Origin of the sequence: Microbacterium gallinarum (genome assembly GCF_014837165.1) — a bacterium.
Taxonomy (GTDB): domain Bacteria; phylum Actinomycetota; class Actinomycetes; order Actinomycetales; family Microbacteriaceae; genus Microbacterium; species Microbacterium gallinarum.
Genome location: NZ_JACSPM010000004.1, coordinates 136,330 through 152,158, shown reverse-complemented (window position 1 = coordinate 152,158; position 15,829 = coordinate 136,330). Strand labels below are relative to the sequence as shown.

Annotated in this window: 16 protein-coding genes; 2 read left to right on the top strand and 14 right to left on the bottom strand. The window is 70.1% G+C overall.

The window, feature by feature from the left end; all coding sequences use genetic code 11:
* Positions 1–64 precede the first annotated feature (64 nt).
* Positions 65–1,135, top strand: a complete 1,071-nt coding sequence (locus tag H9622_RS12530; protein WP_191766752.1) for an aminotransferase class V-fold PLP-dependent enzyme — start codon at positions 65–67, stop codon at positions 1,133–1,135.
* Between the two features lie 24 nt (positions 1,136–1,159).
* Here the strand turns inward: H9622_RS12530 and H9622_RS12525 are convergent, their stop codons facing one another.
* The 8 genes from H9622_RS12525 to H9622_RS12490 form a co-directional block, all read right to left on the bottom strand.
* Positions 1,160–2,011 (bottom strand): DUF6999 family protein, encoded by an 852-nt coding sequence (locus tag H9622_RS12525; protein WP_191766751.1) that lies wholly within the window; start codon positions 2,009–2,011, stop codon positions 1,160–1,162.
* 1 nt (position 2,012) lies between these two features.
* A complete protein-coding gene (locus tag H9622_RS12520; protein WP_191766750.1) occupies positions 2,013–2,690 on the bottom strand; it encodes an iron-containing redox enzyme family protein in 678 nt (225 codons plus the stop codon).
* Positions 2,687–3,829: a 3-oxoacyl-[acyl-carrier-protein] synthase III C-terminal domain-containing protein gene (locus H9622_RS12515; protein ID WP_191766749.1), complete on the bottom strand. Its 1,143-nt coding sequence runs from the start codon at positions 3,827–3,829 to the stop codon at positions 2,687–2,689. Before H9622_RS12515 ends, H9622_RS12520 begins: the two co-directional genes overlap by 4 nt.
* A 101-nt stretch (positions 3,830–3,930) precedes the next feature.
* Positions 3,931–5,217, bottom strand: a complete 1,287-nt coding sequence (locus tag H9622_RS12510; protein WP_318247111.1) for an MFS transporter — start codon at positions 5,215–5,217, stop codon at positions 3,931–3,933.
* Positions 5,214–5,981: a fumarylacetoacetate hydrolase family protein gene (locus tag H9622_RS12505; RefSeq protein WP_191766748.1), complete on the bottom strand. Its 768-nt coding sequence runs from the start codon at positions 5,979–5,981 to the stop codon at positions 5,214–5,216. Before H9622_RS12505 ends, H9622_RS12510 begins: the two co-directional genes overlap by 4 nt.
* Positions 5,982–6,052: 71 nt before the next feature.
* Entirely contained in the window at positions 6,053–7,159 is a 1,107-nt protein-coding gene (locus H9622_RS12500) for a branched-chain amino acid aminotransferase (protein ID WP_191766747.1), read from the bottom strand.
* Positions 7,160–7,222: 63 nt separating this feature from the next.
* Complete coding sequence (locus H9622_RS12495; RefSeq protein ID WP_191766746.1) at positions 7,223–8,290, bottom strand: 3-isopropylmalate dehydrogenase; 1,068 nt, start codon at positions 8,288–8,290, stop codon at positions 7,223–7,225.
* Positions 8,291–8,327: 37 nt separating this feature from the next.
* On the bottom strand, positions 8,328–9,890 hold the full coding sequence (locus H9622_RS12490; RefSeq protein WP_191766745.1) for an MFS transporter: 1,563 nt from the start codon (positions 9,888–9,890) through the stop codon (positions 8,328–8,330).
* 75 nt (positions 9,891–9,965) lie between these two features.
* Here H9622_RS12490 and H9622_RS12485 point away from each other — a divergent pair, with 75 nt between their 5' ends.
* Positions 9,966–10,511, top strand: coding sequence for a TetR/AcrR family transcriptional regulator (locus H9622_RS12485; protein ID WP_191766744.1), 546 nt, complete (start codon positions 9,966–9,968; stop codon positions 10,509–10,511).
* 93 nt (positions 10,512–10,604) lie between these two features.
* Here the strand turns inward: H9622_RS12485 and serA are convergent, their stop codons facing one another.
* The 6 genes from serA to ilvN all read right to left on the bottom strand — a co-directional run bounded on the left by serA (position 10,605) and on the right by ilvN (position 15,829).
* Complete coding sequence (gene serA / locus H9622_RS12480) at positions 10,605–12,209, bottom strand: phosphoglycerate dehydrogenase (RefSeq protein ID WP_191766743.1); 1,605 nt, start codon at positions 12,207–12,209, stop codon at positions 10,605–10,607.
* A gap of 150 nt (positions 12,210–12,359) precedes the next feature.
* On the bottom strand, positions 12,360–12,713 hold the full coding sequence (locus H9622_RS12475; protein WP_191766742.1) for a bacitracin resistance protein: 354 nt from the start codon (positions 12,711–12,713) through the stop codon (positions 12,360–12,362).
* A gap of 50 nt (positions 12,714–12,763) precedes the next feature.
* The gene (locus tag H9622_RS12470) at positions 12,764–13,315 is read right to left on the bottom strand and encodes a DNA polymerase III subunit gamma/tau (RefSeq protein WP_191766741.1); all 552 of its coding nucleotides are present in this window, start codon (positions 13,313–13,315) and stop codon (positions 12,764–12,766) included.
* Positions 13,316–13,488: 173 nt separating this feature from the next.
* Positions 13,489–14,013 carry a hypothetical protein gene (locus H9622_RS12465; protein ID WP_191766740.1) on the bottom strand — a complete coding sequence of 175 codons (525 nt, stop codon included), beginning with the start codon at positions 14,011–14,013 and terminating at the stop codon, positions 13,489–13,491.
* A gap of 224 nt (positions 14,014–14,237) precedes the next feature.
* Entirely contained in the window at positions 14,238–15,263 is a 1,026-nt protein-coding gene (ilvC, locus tag H9622_RS12460) for a ketol-acid reductoisomerase (RefSeq protein WP_191766739.1), read from the bottom strand.
* A gap of 56 nt (positions 15,264–15,319) precedes the next feature.
* Entirely contained in the window at positions 15,320–15,829 is a 510-nt protein-coding gene (ilvN, locus tag H9622_RS12455) for an acetolactate synthase small subunit (RefSeq protein WP_191766738.1), read from the bottom strand.

Sequence of the window (15,829 nt, the reverse complement as noted above, 5' to 3'; positions counted from 1 at the left end):
ACATCATGATTCGCATCCATCACCTCCCGTAGACGAATACGTCGCGGAGGATCACCCTGGAGTCATGTCCACTCTCGCCGCATCCTCGCATCCGACGCTCGCCGCCGCCCGGTCGCAGTTCACCGGGGGCCGCGGGTATCTCGCCGCGTGCACCGTCGGGCTTCCGACTCGCGCCAGTCGCGCGGCGATCATTGCGGACCTGGATGCCGCGGCCGCCGGGCGTCCGGACCCGATGGCGTACTCCGCAGCCGTGGAGCGCAGCCGCGCGCATTTCGCGACCCTCGTCGGGATCGGGGTCGAACGCGTGGCGATCGGCTCGCAGGCCTCCGTCGCGGCAGCGCTCGTGGCCGCATCGCTCCCCCCTGGCGCCGAGGTGCTGATCGCCGACGGGGACTTCTCGTCCATCGTCCTCCCGTTCGTCCACTCCGGCCGCGGCCTGCGCGTGCGGACCGCATCGCTCGACGATCTCGCCGAGGCGGTCAGCCCGGACACCTCGCTCGTGGTCTTCTCACTCGTCCAATCCGCGACGGGCGAGGTCGCCGACGCCGACGCGATCCTCGCCGCAGCCGCCGCACACGGCGCGCGGACGCTGTGCGACGCCACCCAGGCCGTGGGGTGGCTGCCGGTCGAGGCATCGCGGTTCGACGCCCTGATCTGCCACGCGTACAAGTGGCTGTGCGCGCCCCGAGGCGTCTCGTTCCTCACCGTGTCGCCGGAGCTGCAGGGCGACATGCCGGCGCTCTTCGCCGGCTGGTATGCCGGACCCGACCCGTGGACCTCGTGCTACGGCGCCGTTGAGCTCGCAGCCGATGCGACGCGCTACGACACGTCTCCGGCATGGCAGGCATTCGTCGGAGCGGAGCACGCGCTCGCGCTGTTCGCCTCCCTCGACGCGCGCGCGGTGCACGACCACACAACGGGCCTGGCGCGGCGCTTCCGTCGAGGAATGGGCCTCGATGTCCCGGCGCGCGAGAGTGCGATCGTGACGTGGGCGGATGCCGACGGCACCGACCTCGCGGCGCTGACTGCGGCGGGCGTTGTCGCGTCCGGTCGCGCCGGACGCGCCCGCGTCGCCTTCCACGTCTTCAACGACGAGGACGACGTCGACCACGCACTGCGTGCGCTCGGTCGCTGAGCCCGCCCCTGCTCCTCCTCCGCGTCAGTCGAAGTCGGTCGGGGTCTGTCGCGGGTACGCGCCGCCGGCGAGCTTCACCAGGCGGGCGTGCGCGTACTCGCACACCAGCGCGTGCCGGTAGACCATCTGCGGCACATCGACGTTCGAGTCCATCCAGAGGCTGAGTCCGCCGACCTTCCAGTGCCGGAAGGTGTCGTCGTCGCACACGAGCGCGAGGATCTCGAGGAACGAGTCGTCGAAGCGGATCGAGTGCACTGCCCGGCGGTACTCCTCGACGGTGAGTGCCATCGAGAACGGGATGTTCATGAAGCACAGCGCCGTCTGGATGTCGAGGCGCAGCACGCGCCGGCGATACCGCTCGGCGTCGAGGGGCGGGATGTCGAGCTGCGTGAAGTCGAGGCTCTCGGGACGCGTCAGCGGCACGGGATCGAGCGCGATCAGCAGGTCGTAGACGTTGACGTCGTGCTCGACGACCGCGTTGTCGCCGAGGCCCGCGAGCGTCTCGGGACGGAGCGTCACCGGCTCCAAGTCGATCGGCGTGTTGCGGATGATGAAGTTCACCAGGTTCGTCTCGACCACGAAGTGGCGGATGAGCAGGTCGACCGCGTCGGGCGAGACGAAGTGCCGCAGGAACCACACGCAGAGGAAGTCCATCGTCGCGAGCGGCATCCACCGGAATGGCAGCACACGCTTGACGATCGAGATCAGCGCGACGACGAGGCGCGAGAAGAGGCGCGCCACCGGGTAGAGCCATCGCCGCGACGGCCGCCGCTGGTCGTCGATGATCTGCCGGACGAGCGCGCGGTCGAGCGGGATCGACGGGTCGGCGTACACCGCCTCCCACATGCTCGGATCGGACCGCACGAACTCGGGCACGTCAGCGGTCCAGTTCTTCGAGCTGGAGGGCGTAGAGCCGAGCCACCACCTCGGCGCAGCGGACGATCTCATCGGCCGCCGCGTTGTCGATGGCCCCCGAGTTGATGATCGCCTCGAGGTTGCCGGTGTGCTCGGCGTCGGCATCCTGGTGGTACTTCATGAAGTGCACCTGGTTGTCGGCCAGCCCGAGGACCTCCTGGAACCGCGTGGCCCAGCCGGCGGCTCGCCGCGCGCCCAGCCCCTCGATGATGAACATCGCGCCGAGCAGCCCGACCGGATTCGGCCGGTCCGCGTAGTGGAACATGTATCCCGACAGCGCCTCCGAGCCCAGGTTCTTCCGCCCCGCGCGCAGCTCGGCCAGCGAGCCTCCGACGGCGACGTAGTCGCGCTCGATCATGAGGTAGTCGCGGTGCTCCTCCTCCGCATGGCGGATCGCCGCCGAGCGCAGATCGAAGTGCGCGATGTCGAAGGAGGCGGCGGCGCGCGAGATCCACGGTGAGCCGTCCACGACCTGCTGGCGCAGGTTGAAGAGCAGCCGGCGGTAGTCGTCGATGGTGACGGCGCCGTCGGCGAGACGCCGCAGGATCGGCACCTCGGCGAGGCGCGTCTCGAACTCGTCCCACACCGCGGCGAGCCGGTCGACGAGCGTCGCGGAAGCGGTGATCGTGTCGGTCGTCATGTCGAGGCTCCTTGCTGTTCGGTCGGGGCGACCACGGTCAGATGGGCGAAGGCGAACGCGAACCGGCCCGACTCGGGGACGGCCAGCAGGATGGTCTCGCCGGGTGAGAAGCGTCGGGTGCGCCACGCCTCCTCGAGCGCGATGAAGATGCTCGCTGCGCCGGTGTTGCCGCACGTCTCGAGGTTCGAGAACCATCGCGAGGTGTCGAGCGTCGGGATCCGGCGGCGCAGGCCGTCGAAGGCCAGGTCGCGGAACATGTTGGTGCTGTAGTGGCACAGGACGTGATCGAGGTGGTGCACGTCGACGAGTCCGATGTCGACGAGCTCCTCGAACTGGGCCAGCCCGGCTCCTGCGAGGCCGTCGAGCACACCGACGTCCTGGCGCAGCACGAACATGCCGGCTGCCTCGGCCTCGTCGATCGGGACGTCCTGCCAGGTCTGCCCCACGACCGGGTCGATGCCGTCCATGCCCGCGCGCATGCAGACGTCGTGCTCGTGCGCGAGCGAGACATGACGCACCCAGTCCACGCGCAGCGACGGACGACTCGGGTGGGGCTGGAACTCGACCACGACGGCGCCCGCACCGTCGGAGAGCATCCAGCGCAGGAAGTGCGAATCCATGCCGGCACGGATGCCGTCGAACCGCGTCTGCCGCAGGCTCCGGCTCGCGAGCTCCGAGCCCACGACGGCGACCCGCGGGTGGTCCCCGAGACGCACCTTGCTGACTGCGGCGTCGAGCGCGGCGAGGCTCGACGCGCATACGCCCGACGCGGACAGCAACTGCATCGGTCCGCCGCCCAGCCGCCCGTGCACCATCGACGCGAACCCGGGGACGAGCACGTCCCCCATCGTCGTGGCGGTCGCGAGCATGCGCAGGTCCGCAGCATCCATCCCCCGGTCATCGAGGGCGGCGCGCAGCGCCTTGACGGCCAGCTCTTCGTTCAGCTCGGTCGGCTCGCCGTCGTCATCGAGCGCATAGTGGCGCGTGCGGATGCCGTTCGCGTCGAGCACGCGGCGACGGATGCGCTCGGTGACCGCGTCGTCGCCGCCGAGTCGCGACACGATCCCCGCGTTGTCGACCGGCTCGCCGGGCAGATACCGGCCGAAGCCGGTGAGATACGCAGATGCCGTCGTGCCCATGGGGTGACGTTAGGCCATGCCCGGCCGCGCGCCGCGGAACGTTGTGGCGAGCTCACAAAACTGCATTCCCGTTGGCGAATATAGCACCGGCACGGTCGCGGTCACGGGTGCTCGGCTCCCGCCGCGGGCAGCGGCGTGCGGCGGCCGAAGGGCGCCAGCAGCACGGTTGCGATGACGGCGACGCCGACGGCCAGCGCGAGGCCGCCGTATCCGATCCACGACAGCACCAGTCCGGCGAGGATCGCACCGCCGGCGCCGACCAGGCTCATGGTCAGGTCGCTCAGGCCCTGCCGCCGGGTGCGCTGGCCTTCGGCCGAGGCCTCCGTCAGCAGCGTCGATCCCGACACCGTCGTGGCGCTCCAGCCGAGTCCGAGCAGCACGAGGGCGACCGTCACCGAGACGGTGGAGTCCTGCCCGAAGGACGCGGTGACGAGGGATGCCGCGAGAAGTCCCTGCCCGATCATGATCGTCGGTACTCGGCCGAGCCTGTCGGCGAGGATGCCGAAGACCGGGGAGAGGGCGAACATACCGGCGATGTGCAGGCTGATCGTGAGTCCGATGACCGACAGCGACGCCCCGTGATGGAGGAGGTGGACGGGCGTCATGGCCATGACCGACACCATCACGCCGTGCGCCGCCGCGACCGCGAAGATCGCGTAGCGCGCCACGACCGGCTGGTCGGGCTTGGCGATCGCCTCGCGCGCGGTGTCCTTCGCCGCCGCCACGATCCGGTACGCCAGCAGCAGCGGGTCGGGGCGGAGCGCTGCGAGGTAGACCGCGATGGCGAGCAGCTGCGCGACGACCGTGATCAGATACGGACCGGTGAGCGCCGGCATCCCCACCGCCTGACCGAGCGCCTCGCCGGGACCGGTCAGGTTCGGGCCGAGCACCGCGCCGATCGTCGTCGCCCACACCACGATCGACAGATCGCGTCCGCGGGTCGCGTCGGTGGCGAGGTCGGCGGCCGCGAAGCGGGTCTGCAGGTTCGCCGCCTGACCAGCGCCGACGAGCCCGAACGCCACGAGCAGGAGCGGGAAGAGCTGCACCGCCGCCGCGACGACGACCAGCACGACGCCGACGAGCGCGATCGCCATGCCTATCGCGAGTGACGGCCGGCGACCGCGCCGGCTCGCGAACGCGGCGAGCGGCACCGCGACGGCGGCCGTGCCGAGCGTGACGGCGGCTGCGGCCAGTCCGGAGAACGCGTCATCGCCCGAGATCTCGGCCGCCAGCACGGCGCCGAGCGAGACCGTGGCGCCGAATGCGAGGCCCCCGAGGACCTGGCCGAGCGACAGCACCCAGACCGTGCGCCGCTGCACCGCCGCGACCGCCGCAGGCTGGAGGGCCGCGGCATCCGCGTCGGTCAGGCGTCGATCATCAGGAGTCACGCGTCACGCGCGGTGTTGCGCAGGATGCCGAGCCCGGTGATCTCGACCTCGACGGTGTCGCCCGCCGAGATCTGCCCGACGCCGGCGGGCGTGCCGGTGAGGATGACGTCGCCCGGCAGCAGCGTGAACGCCGCCGAGGCATAGGCGATCACGTCGGCGAGCGAGAAGATCATGTCGGAGATCGGACCCTGCTGGCGCACCTCGCCGTTCAGGCGCGTGGTGATCACCGCCGGTCCGTCGACGTCGAACTCGGTCTCGATGGCGGGGCCGAGCGGGCACGACGTGTCGAATCCCTTCGCCCGCGCCCACTGCCCGTCGGACTTCTGCCAGTCGCGCGCGGTGAGGTCGTTGCCGATCGTGTAGCCGAAGACGTAGTCGAGGGCGTTCTCGGCGGGGACGTTCTTGGCGATACGGCCGATCACGGCGGCCAGCTCGCCCTCGAAGCTGATGAAGTCGGACCCCTTCGGCAGCACCACGGCGTCGCCGGGGCCGATCACCGACGTGTTCGGCTTGAAGAACAGCATCGGGGCGGACGGCACGTCGTTGCCCATCTCGGCCGCGTGGTCGCGGTAGTTGCGGCCGACGCACACGAGCTTGGACCGCGGGATCACCGGCGCCAGCAGCGCCACGTCGGCGAGCGGCACGCGCTCCCCCGTCGTGTCGTAGCCGGCGAACATCGGGTCGCCCGCGAGGACGACCAGTTCTCCCTGGTCGACGATTCCGAACCTGATGGCGTCGTTGTGGCTGAAGCGCGCGATCCTCACCGGATCAGCCTAGCCACCCCGCACGACGCCCGCCCGATTCGCGCGCTCGCCCGGATGCCGCGAGACACGTGTCAGGCGTCGAGGCGCAGCAGCCAGCCGTGCTTGTCCTCGCGGCGGCCATACTGGATGTCGGTCAGCTCCTCACGCAGCGAGAGCGCGAGCTCGCCGATGGGCTGCTCGTCGACGAAGTCGCGCCCCTTGAGCATGCCGATCGGAGTGACGACGGCGGCGGTGCCGCACGCGAACACCTCGACGATGTCGCCGGATGCCACGCCCTGGCGCCACTCGTCGAACGAGACCGCCCGGCCCTCGACCTTGTGGCCGCGGTCCATCGCGAGCTGGAGGATCGAGTCGCGCGTGATGCCCTCGAGGATCGAGTCCGACTGCGGGGTCACGATGGTGCCGTCCTTGTAGACGAACACGACGTTCATGCCGCCGAGCTCCTCGACGTTGCGGTCCTGGTCGAGGAAGACGACCTGGTCGCACTCGTTCTCGTACGCCTCGGACTGCGGAAGGAGCGAGGCGGCGTAGTTGCCGCCGGTCTTGGCCGCTCCCGTGCCGCCCTTGCCGGCGCGCGCGTAGTCCTCGCTGAGCCAGATCGACACCGGCCGCACGCCGCCGGTGAAGTACGCTCCTGCGGGCGATGCGATCACGTAGTAGCCGACCTTGTGCGCGGGACGCACGCCGAGGAACGCCTCCTTCGCGAACATGAACGGGCGCAGGTAGAGGCTCTGGTCGGCGCCCGACGGCACCCAGTCGCCGTCGACGGCGATGAGCTCGCGGAGCGACTGGATGAAGTACGACACCGGCAGCTCGGGCAGCGCGAGGCGACGCGCGGAGCGCTGCAGACGGCGACCGTTCTGGTCGGGACGGAAGGTGTGGATCGACCCGTCGGCGTGACGGTAGGCCTTGATGCCCTCGAAGATCTCCTGCCCGTAGTGCAGCACCGCGGCGGCAGGGTCGAGCGAGAGCGGGCCGTACGGCTGCACGCGCGGGCGGTGCCAGCCGCCGCCGGTCGACCAGCAGATGTCGACCATGTGGTCGGTGAAGCTGGTGCCGAAGCCGGGGTTCACGAGGATCTCGGCACGCTGCTCTGCGGACTTCGCCTGCAGATTGCGGTTGACGGTGAACTCGAGCGGGGCGAGTCCGGTGTCGGGGTCGGAGTCGATGAGCGTCATGACGGGCCTTGCTTTCCTGCGGAGCGTTCCGCTGAGTGTGTGGTGGCGCCTGCCGGTTCCAGGTTACGCCTGGAGGCGGGCCGCGATGGAGTCGCCGATCTGCGCCGTGGTGCGGGCGGCGGTGCCCCGGTCGGCGATGTCGGCCTCGACCGCGCGGGTGACGGCCTCGGACTCGGTCCGCAGCCCGAGGTGATCGAGCAGCAGGGCGGTCGACAGGATCGCGGCCGTGGGATCGGCCTTCTGCTGACCCGCGATGTCGGGCGCCGAACCGTGGACGGGCTCGAACATCGAGGGGAACGCGCCGTCGGGGTTGATGTTGCCCGATGCGGCGAGACCGATGCCACCGGTGACGGCGCCGGCCAGGTCCGTGAGGATGTCGCCGAAGAGGTTGTCGGTGACGATCACATCGAAACGGCCCGGGTTCGTGACCAGGAAGATGGTGGCCGCGTCGACGTGCAGATAGTCTACGGCCACCTCCGGGTGCTCCGCCGACACCGCATCGACGATGCGCTTCCAGATGCCGCCGGCGTGCACGAGCACGTTCGTCTTGTGCACGAGCGTCACCTTCTTCGAGCGGCGCTCTGCCAGGTCGAAGGCGTACCGCACGACCCGCTCCACGCCGAAGGCGGTGTTGACGGATGTCTCGTTCGCGACCTCGTGCGGCGTGCCACGGCGGATCGAGCCGCCGTTGCCCACGTACGGCCCCTCGGTGCCCTCGCGCACGACGACGAAGTCGATGTCGCCGGGCTCGGCGAGGGGGCCGGGAACGCCCGGGTAGAGCTTGGACGGCCGCAGGTTGACGTAGTGGTCGAGTTCGAAGCGCAGCTTCAGCAGCAGGCCGCGCTCGATGTTCGCGTCCTTCAGGCGCGGGTCGCCGGGCACTCCGCCGACGGCGCCGAGCAGGATCGCGTCGTGCTCCTTGATCGCGTCGAGGTCGGAGTCGGTGAGCGTGTCGCCGGTGTCGAGGAACCGCGCGGCCCCCAGCGAGAAGCGGGTCTTCTCGAATCGGATGCCGCTGTCCGCGGTCGCCGCGTCGAGCACCTTCTCGGCCTCGGCGATGACCTCCGGACCGATCCCGTCGCCCGGAATGACGGCCAGCTTCACGACACCTGGATCCTGCACGCGCGGCATTGCTCTCCTCGCCTGGGCGTCCGGCGGGCTTCCGGGCTCAGTGCTCGGACGCGGACGCGGTGCTCTCCAGGGTAGTGGCCGCGATGACGGCCGCCATCACGATGAGCGCCGCGCCGATGAGCGCGGTCACGCCGACGCCGGCGTCGAAGGCGTGGGCCGCGGCATCCCTCAACTGCTCAGCCAGACCCGGCTCGAGGCTGCTTCCGGCCGCGATCGCTCCGGCGAGCGTCTCACGCGCCGCATCGGCGGCCCCGGCGGGCAGGCCGTCGGGCAGCACGAGGCTGCCCCGATACAGCGCGGTCAGCAGTCCTCCGAGCACCGCGGTGCCGAGCACCGCGCCCAGCTCGTACGCCGTCTCCGACACGGCGCTGGCGGCGCCGGCTTTCTCCGGCGGTGCGCTCGACAGGATCAGCTCGTTCGAGACCGTCTCGGCCATTCCGATGCCGATGCCCAGCGCGACGAACGCGAGGGCGAGCACCCAGACCTCGCCGTCCTGCGCGGTCACGGCGATCGTCACGTAGGCGAGCACCGATACCGCGAGTCCCGCGGGCACGATGATCCGCGGGGAGAAGCGCTTCGCGAGCGGCACCACGATCAGACCTGCCGCGATCATGGCGACGAGTCCGGGGACCAGTGCGAGCCCCGCCTCCATCGGCGAGAGGCCGACGACGAGCTGCAGGTGCTGCGCCACGAAGTACAGGAAGCCGACCAGGGCGATGACGCTCAGCAGGTTGACCAGGATCGCTCCGCTGAACGAGCCGCGCCGGAACAGAGCCATGTCGAGCATGGGGGTCTCGAGGCGCAGCTGCCGGCGGACGAAGAGGACGGCGAACAGCGCGCCGAACGCGAAGAGAACCGGCGCTGCGCCGGCGATGCCGTGCACCGCGAGTTCCTTGATCGCGTACACGATCGGCACCAGCGCAGCCATCGAGAGGACGATGCTCGCCGGATCGATGCGGCCGGGGTGCGGGTCGCGTGACTCGGGCACGAGCAGCGGCACGAACACGAGGAGCGGAACGAGCACGGGCACGGCCATCAGGAACACCGAGCCCCAGGAGAAGTGCTCGAGCAGGATGCCGCCGACCACGGGTCCGAGCGCGGCGCCGGCCGAGAACCCGGCGGCCCAGATCGCGATCGCGAGGCGTCGCTGGTCGCGGTTCGCGAAGACGGTGCGCAGCAGCGACAGGGTGGACGGCATCAGCATCGCGCCGAACACACCCATGCCGGCGCGCGCGGCGATGAGCAGTGCGGCCGTCGGCGCGAACGCTGCGAGTGCGGAGACGATGCCGAACCCTGTCGCGCCGATGAGCAGCATCCGTCGCCGTCCGAAGCGATCGCCCAGCACGCCCATCGTGACGAGCAGTCCGGCCAGCACCAGAGGGTACGCGTCGATGATCCACAGCTGCTGCGCGCTCGTGGGCTCGAGATCGAGCGCGATCGCCGGCAGCGCGAAGCTCAGGACGGTGTTGTCGACCGAGACGAGCAGCACCGGCAGCATCAGCACCACGAGCGCGAGCCAGCCGCGCCAGCCGACGCGCTGTCCGGCGTCGACGGGGCGTTCAGCGATGGTCGCGGGCGTCGCGGTGGTCGCGGTGGTCATGTCATCCTCAGTTTCTATACCGTCCGGTCGGTATAGTAACAGGATGCACGGACCTCCGTCGATAGCATCGACGACATGAGCCGTCCTCCCCTCGCCCGAGACAAGGTGCTCGACGCCTTCGAGGCGATCCTCATCGAGGAGGGCGAGCGGGCAGCCACGATGGAGGCCACCGCACGCGCGGCGGGGGTCTCGAAGGGCGGCCTGCTGTACCACTTCGGCTCGAAGGATGCGCTCGAGTCCGCGCTCCTCGAGCGCCTGCACGCCCTCGTCGAGGACGACGTCGCTGCGATGGCCGCCTCGCCCGACGGGCCGATCGCCTACTTCCTGCGCACCTCGGTCATGGAGAACGACCGCATCGACCGCGCGATCCTCGCCACGTCGCGTCTCGCGCAGGGCGGCAGCGCGCGTGCCCGCGTCGCGTTGCGCGGCATCCGCGACCAGTGGGCGGATGTCCTGCGCACGCACACCCGTGACGCCACCGCGCTCGACCTCGTCATGCTCGTCAGCGACGGGCTGTATTTCAACAACGCCCTGGAGGGCGGGTCCATCCCCGGGCCGGTCCCCCGCGGTGCGGCGATGGACGCGCTCATCGCGATGGTCGAGCGCGCCGCGAAGGCCTGAGGGCCAGCCGGAAGCGCCGAGTTGCCGATCGCGGCGACTCCGCGTCGGCGAAACCCGCCGTAACCGGCAACTCGCCGGAGGGCGGCCGCCGGGTCAGGACTCGGTGATCTCGATCTGGCGGAAGAGGTCGGCCTGGATGTCGGACCGCACCTCTTCGAGCAGGTCGTCGGGCACCGGCGAGTCGACGGTGAGCACCGACAGCGCCTGACCGCCGGCCTCGCTGCGCGCGATCTGCATGCCCGCGATGTTGATGCCGGCGTCGCCGAACTTCTGGCCGTAGACCGCGACGATGCCGGGACGGTCGGTGTAGAGCATCACCACGTGGTGCTTCTCGATCGGCAGCTCGATCGCGTAGTCGTTGATGCCGACGAGCTTCTCGATCTGCTTGGTGCCGGTGAGGGTGCCCGACACCGCCAGCTGCGAGCCGTCGGAGAGCGCGCCGCGGAGCGTGATGATGTTGCGGTACTCGGGGCTGTCGTCGTCGACGAGCAGGCGCACCTCGACGCCGCGCTGCTCGGCGAGCAGCGGCGCGTTCACGTACGACACCGACTCGCTGACGATGTTCGTGAAGACGCCCTTGAGCGCGGCGAGCTTGAGCACGCTGACGTCGTACGCGTTGAGCTCGCCGTGCACCTCGACGTCGAGGCTCGTCAGGGGCGACCGCGCGAGCGCCGCGAAGATCTGGCCGAGCTTCTCGACGAGCGGGATCCCGGGGCGCACGTACGGGTCGATGACTCCACCCGCGACGTTGACGGCGTCGGGCACGAGCTCGCCGCCGAGCGCCAGGCGCACCGAGCGGGCGACCGATACGCCCGCCTTCTCCTGCGCCTCGTCGGTCGAGGCGCCGAGGTGCGGCGTCACGACGACGTTCGGGAGGTCGAGGAGCGCACGCGCCGTGCCGCCCTCGGCCGGGGGCTCGGAGGTGAAGACGTCGAGGCCGGCACCGGCGATCTCGCCCGCCGTGAGGGCCGTGTACAGCGCCTCCTCGTCGATGAGTCCGCCGCGCGCGACATTGACGACGAACGCGGAGGGCTTCATGAGCGCGAACTGCTCCGCACCGATCATGCCCGTGGTCTCGGGGGTCTTGGGCATGTGGATCGTGACGAAGTCGCTCTGCTCGAGCAGCTCGTCGAGGCTCAGCAGCTGCACCCCGAGCTGCTGCGCGCGTGCGCTGGTGACGTAGGGGTCGTAGGCGACCACGCGCATGTCGAAGCCCTGCAGGCGGGCCGCGATGAGCGCGCCGATGCGGCCGAGGCCGATGATGCCCACCGTCTTCTCGAAGAGCTCGGCGCCCGTGTACGAGCTGCGCTTCCACTGGCCCTGCGCGAGCGAGGCGTGCGCGGCGGGGATGCGGCGTGCGAGGCTCAGGATGTGGCCGACCGTGAGCTCTGCCGCCGAGATGATGTTCGAGGTCGGCGCATTGACGACCATGACGCCCGCGGTGGTGGCGGTCTTGATGTCGACGTTGTCGAGTCCGACGCCGGCGCGGGCGACGACCTTGAGTACGGGGGCGGCCGCAATGGCCTCGGCGTCGATCCTGGTCGCCGAGCGGATCAGCACGGCGTTCGCCTCCGCGAGGGCCGACAGCAGCGCCGGACGGTCGGTGCCGTCGACGTTGCGCACGTCGAAGTCCGGACCCAGGGCGTCGATCGTGGCGGGAGAGAGTTCTTCGGCGATCAGAACGACAGGCTTCGTCACGGGATGGTTCCTTCGAGGGCTGTGCGCGACGGGCAGAGGCCGTCCGTCAGTGCAGGGCAGAGCGGATGCCGCGCCGCACGCCAGCGGGGGCGAGGCCTGTCTCAGCCTATCGCGGCGCGGGAGCGTCGTCAGACCGTGTGACGCACCGCGTCAGCCGAGCAGCGACGCGCCGTAGACCGCGGCGTACGCGATGACGTTCAGCCAGAACACCGCGACGACGCACAGCCCGGTGAACAGCACGAGCGCGAACTGCCACGCCGGCCGCCGCCACGACAGCGCGAACGCCGCCCCGAAGACGCCCACCGGGAACACCACCGCCAGCAGCAGCACGAACCAGCCGTAGCCGTTGAGTCCGAGCGGACCGCTCGCCTGCGCGATGAGGAAGGCCAGGGCGTTCCACAGCGCGTACGCGTAGAACAGCCCGAAGACCACCGAGATGGCGACGACGACCCAGACGGGAGTCCGCTTCGCGGCGGGGGAACCGGATGCTGCGGCTGGGCCCACGCGTCCAGCCGCGTCGTCTGAAGGGGGCGGGGGAACCGACATCGAATCCGTCATCGTCCGATCGCCCCCACCATGATGAACGGCCACGGCACGAGCAGCACGACGCCGGCGGCCAGCCATGCGAAACGCACCCAGGTCCTGGATGCCGCCGTGAGGAGGAACACCGCCGCGAACCAGACGAGCGGTGCGAGGACGGCCAGCCAGAGGCTGATCTGGTACGCCACGGGTGCCACGAGGAACTGCGCGGTGCCCTGCAGTCGGAGCGCGCCGATGAGCCACCCGACCGCGTACAGCGCGGAGAAGCCGCCGATCACGCCGAGCGTGATCAGCTCGGCGTTGCCCATCGGCTCGCGCACCGGCGCACCGTGCGCCGCGGACTCCATCGACCCTCGTGCGTCGACGCGGCCTTCGTCCAGGTCGGCGTCGTCTTTCGCGTCGGCGGTGACGGCCTCACTCCCCCGCCCGACCGCGCTCCAGCCTTCGGGCAGCGAAGTGATCTCGGAGGCCGGCGTCACCTCGTCGGGTTCCGCGGCGCCGACGTCGAGGGTCGGGTCGTCGTCACCGCCCCACGACAGGGCATCGTCATCGCGTCCTGCAGTCACGCCCTCAGCGTAGCGGTGCGCGCGATCCGGCCGCGTGTACCGCGCTCCCCCACGTCGTCGCGGCCCCAGCGCGCACTCTGAGGCTCCCGTAGCTTTCTACGGGAGCCTCAGAGTGTGATCCGCGGCGATTGTCGTCCACCGAGAGAGTCGGCGACCACGGACGCATCCGACCGTCACTCATGCGTCGGGACGCGGTCGGCCAGCACTCGGACCTTCGTGACCTCAGCCTCCTGCGTGCTGACGCGGTCGGCCAGCACCCGGACCTGGGTGGTCCCGCGGTTCCGTTCCGGCCGCACGAGCACGTGCGAGACGCCGTTCTGAGTCTCGACACGGTCTGCGAGGACCCGCACCGAGATGTCGGCCTGCTGTGCGCGACCCGCCCAGTACTCGGCGAGGCCTTCGTACCGCGACTGCGACGCGTCGGCGGCACGGCTGGCGCTCTGCTGCGTCTCGGCGCGGAGCGTGTCAGCGCGCTGTGCGCGCAGCTGCCAGTACTCGGCCAGGCCTTCGTACCGTGACTGCGCCGCCTCGGCCGAGCGTTCGACCTGCTGCGCGGACTGCGGTGCGTCCTGTGTGTTCGTCGGGTTCGGGTCGGCGACTCCGGTCTGGCATCCGGCCAGTCCCAGTCCGACGACCGCGAGGATCGTTGCGGTGAAGGCGACCTTCCGGCCGCGACCTCCGCGCGTGTTGGTGTTCATTTGGGGGCTCCCTTGCGGTTCCGCCGGACGGGCTTCCGGCTGCCATGAGAGAGCGGTATGCGGCCCGGGATGATACCAAATGATCGGGCCGCGCGGGCGATTCCAATGAGACGGGCCGTCCCCTCGTGGGGGACGGCCCGAGCCGCGGCCGGAGTACCGGACGCGCGGAAATCGAGGGACCGCCCCGCCTTGATCAGACGGGGCGACCCCTCGAAGCTGTCAGGTCAGCGCGCCGCTGAACCTTCGACGTAGTCCTCGTCCTGCTGCTTCCAGGCGAACAGACCGCGCAGGTCGCGGCCGACCTCCTCGATCGGGTGCTGAGCACCCTTGGCGCGCAGCTCCTGGAACTCGACGGCCCCGTTGTCCTGGTCGTCGATGAAGCGCTTCGCGAATGCGCCGGACTGGATGTCGGCGAGAACGGCCTGCATGTTCTCCTTGACGTGCGGGTCGATGACGCGCGGACCCGAGACGTAGTCGCCGTACTCGGCCGTGTCGGAGACCGACCAGCGCTGCTTGGCGATGCCGCCCTCCCACATGAGGTCGACGATGAGCTTGAGCTCGTGCAGCACCTCGAAGTAGGCGATCTGCGGCTGGTAGCCGGCCTCGGTCAGGGTCTCGAAACCGTACTGGACGAGCTGCGAGACACCGCCGCACAGCACGGCCTGCTCGCCGAACAGGTCGGTCTCGGTCTCCTCGGTGAACGTCGTCTTGATGACGCCGGCCCGGGTGCCGCCGATCGCCTTCGCGTACGACTTGGCGAGGTCCCACGCCGTGCCCGAGGCATCCTGCTCCACCGCGATGATGTCCGGGATGCCGCGACCGGCGACGTACTCGCGACGCACCGTGTGACCCGGCGCCTTGGGCGCGACGAGGATGACGTCGACGCCCTCGGGCGCCTGGATGTAGCCGAAGCGGATGTTGAAGCCGTGCGCGAAGGCGAGCGTCTTACCCGGGACGAGCTTGTCCTTGATCGAGTCGTTGAAGATCCCGCGCTGGTGCTGGTCCGGCGCGAGGATCATGATGACGTCGGCCCACTCGGCGGCGTCGGCGACCGTCTTGACCTCGAAGCCCTCGTCCTGGGCCTTCTCGGTGGACTTCGAGCCCTCCTTGAGGGCGATGACGACCTCGACGCCCGAGTCGCGGAGGTTCAGCGCGTGCGCGTGACCCTGCGAGCCGTAGCCGACGATCGCGACCTTCTTGCTCTGGATGAGCGACAGATCGGCGTCGGCGTCGTAGAAGAGTTCAGCCATGGGGGTGTGTCTCCTTGTGTGATGGTTCGTGTGGTCTGAAGAGCGGATGCCGCGGCTCAGCCGCGCAGCACGCGCTCGGTGATGCTCTTGCCGCCGCGGCCGATGGCCAGCAGACCCGATTGGGCGAGCTCCTTGATGCCGAACGGCTCGAGGGCGCGCAGGAAGGCCTCGACCTTGCCCTTGTCGCCCGTCACCTCGACGACGAGCGCATCGGTGGCGTAGTCGACGATCGACGCGCGGAAGAGGCTGACGACCTCCAGCACGTTCGACCGGGTCTGGTTGTCGGCGCGCACCTTGATGAGCATGTGCTCCCGCTGGACGGAGGCCGCGGCATCCAGTTCGACGATCTTGATGACGTTCACCAGCTTGTTGAGCTGCTTGGTGACCTGCTCGAGCGGCAGCTCGTCGACATCGACCACGACGGTGATGCGCGAGAGTCCCGGGACCTCGGTGACCCCCACTGCAAGCGACTCGATGTTGAAGCCGCGTCGGGCGAACAGCCCGGCGACACGGGTCAGCAGACCCGGCTTGTCCTCCACGAGGAGGCTCAGCACGTGCGTTGTCAT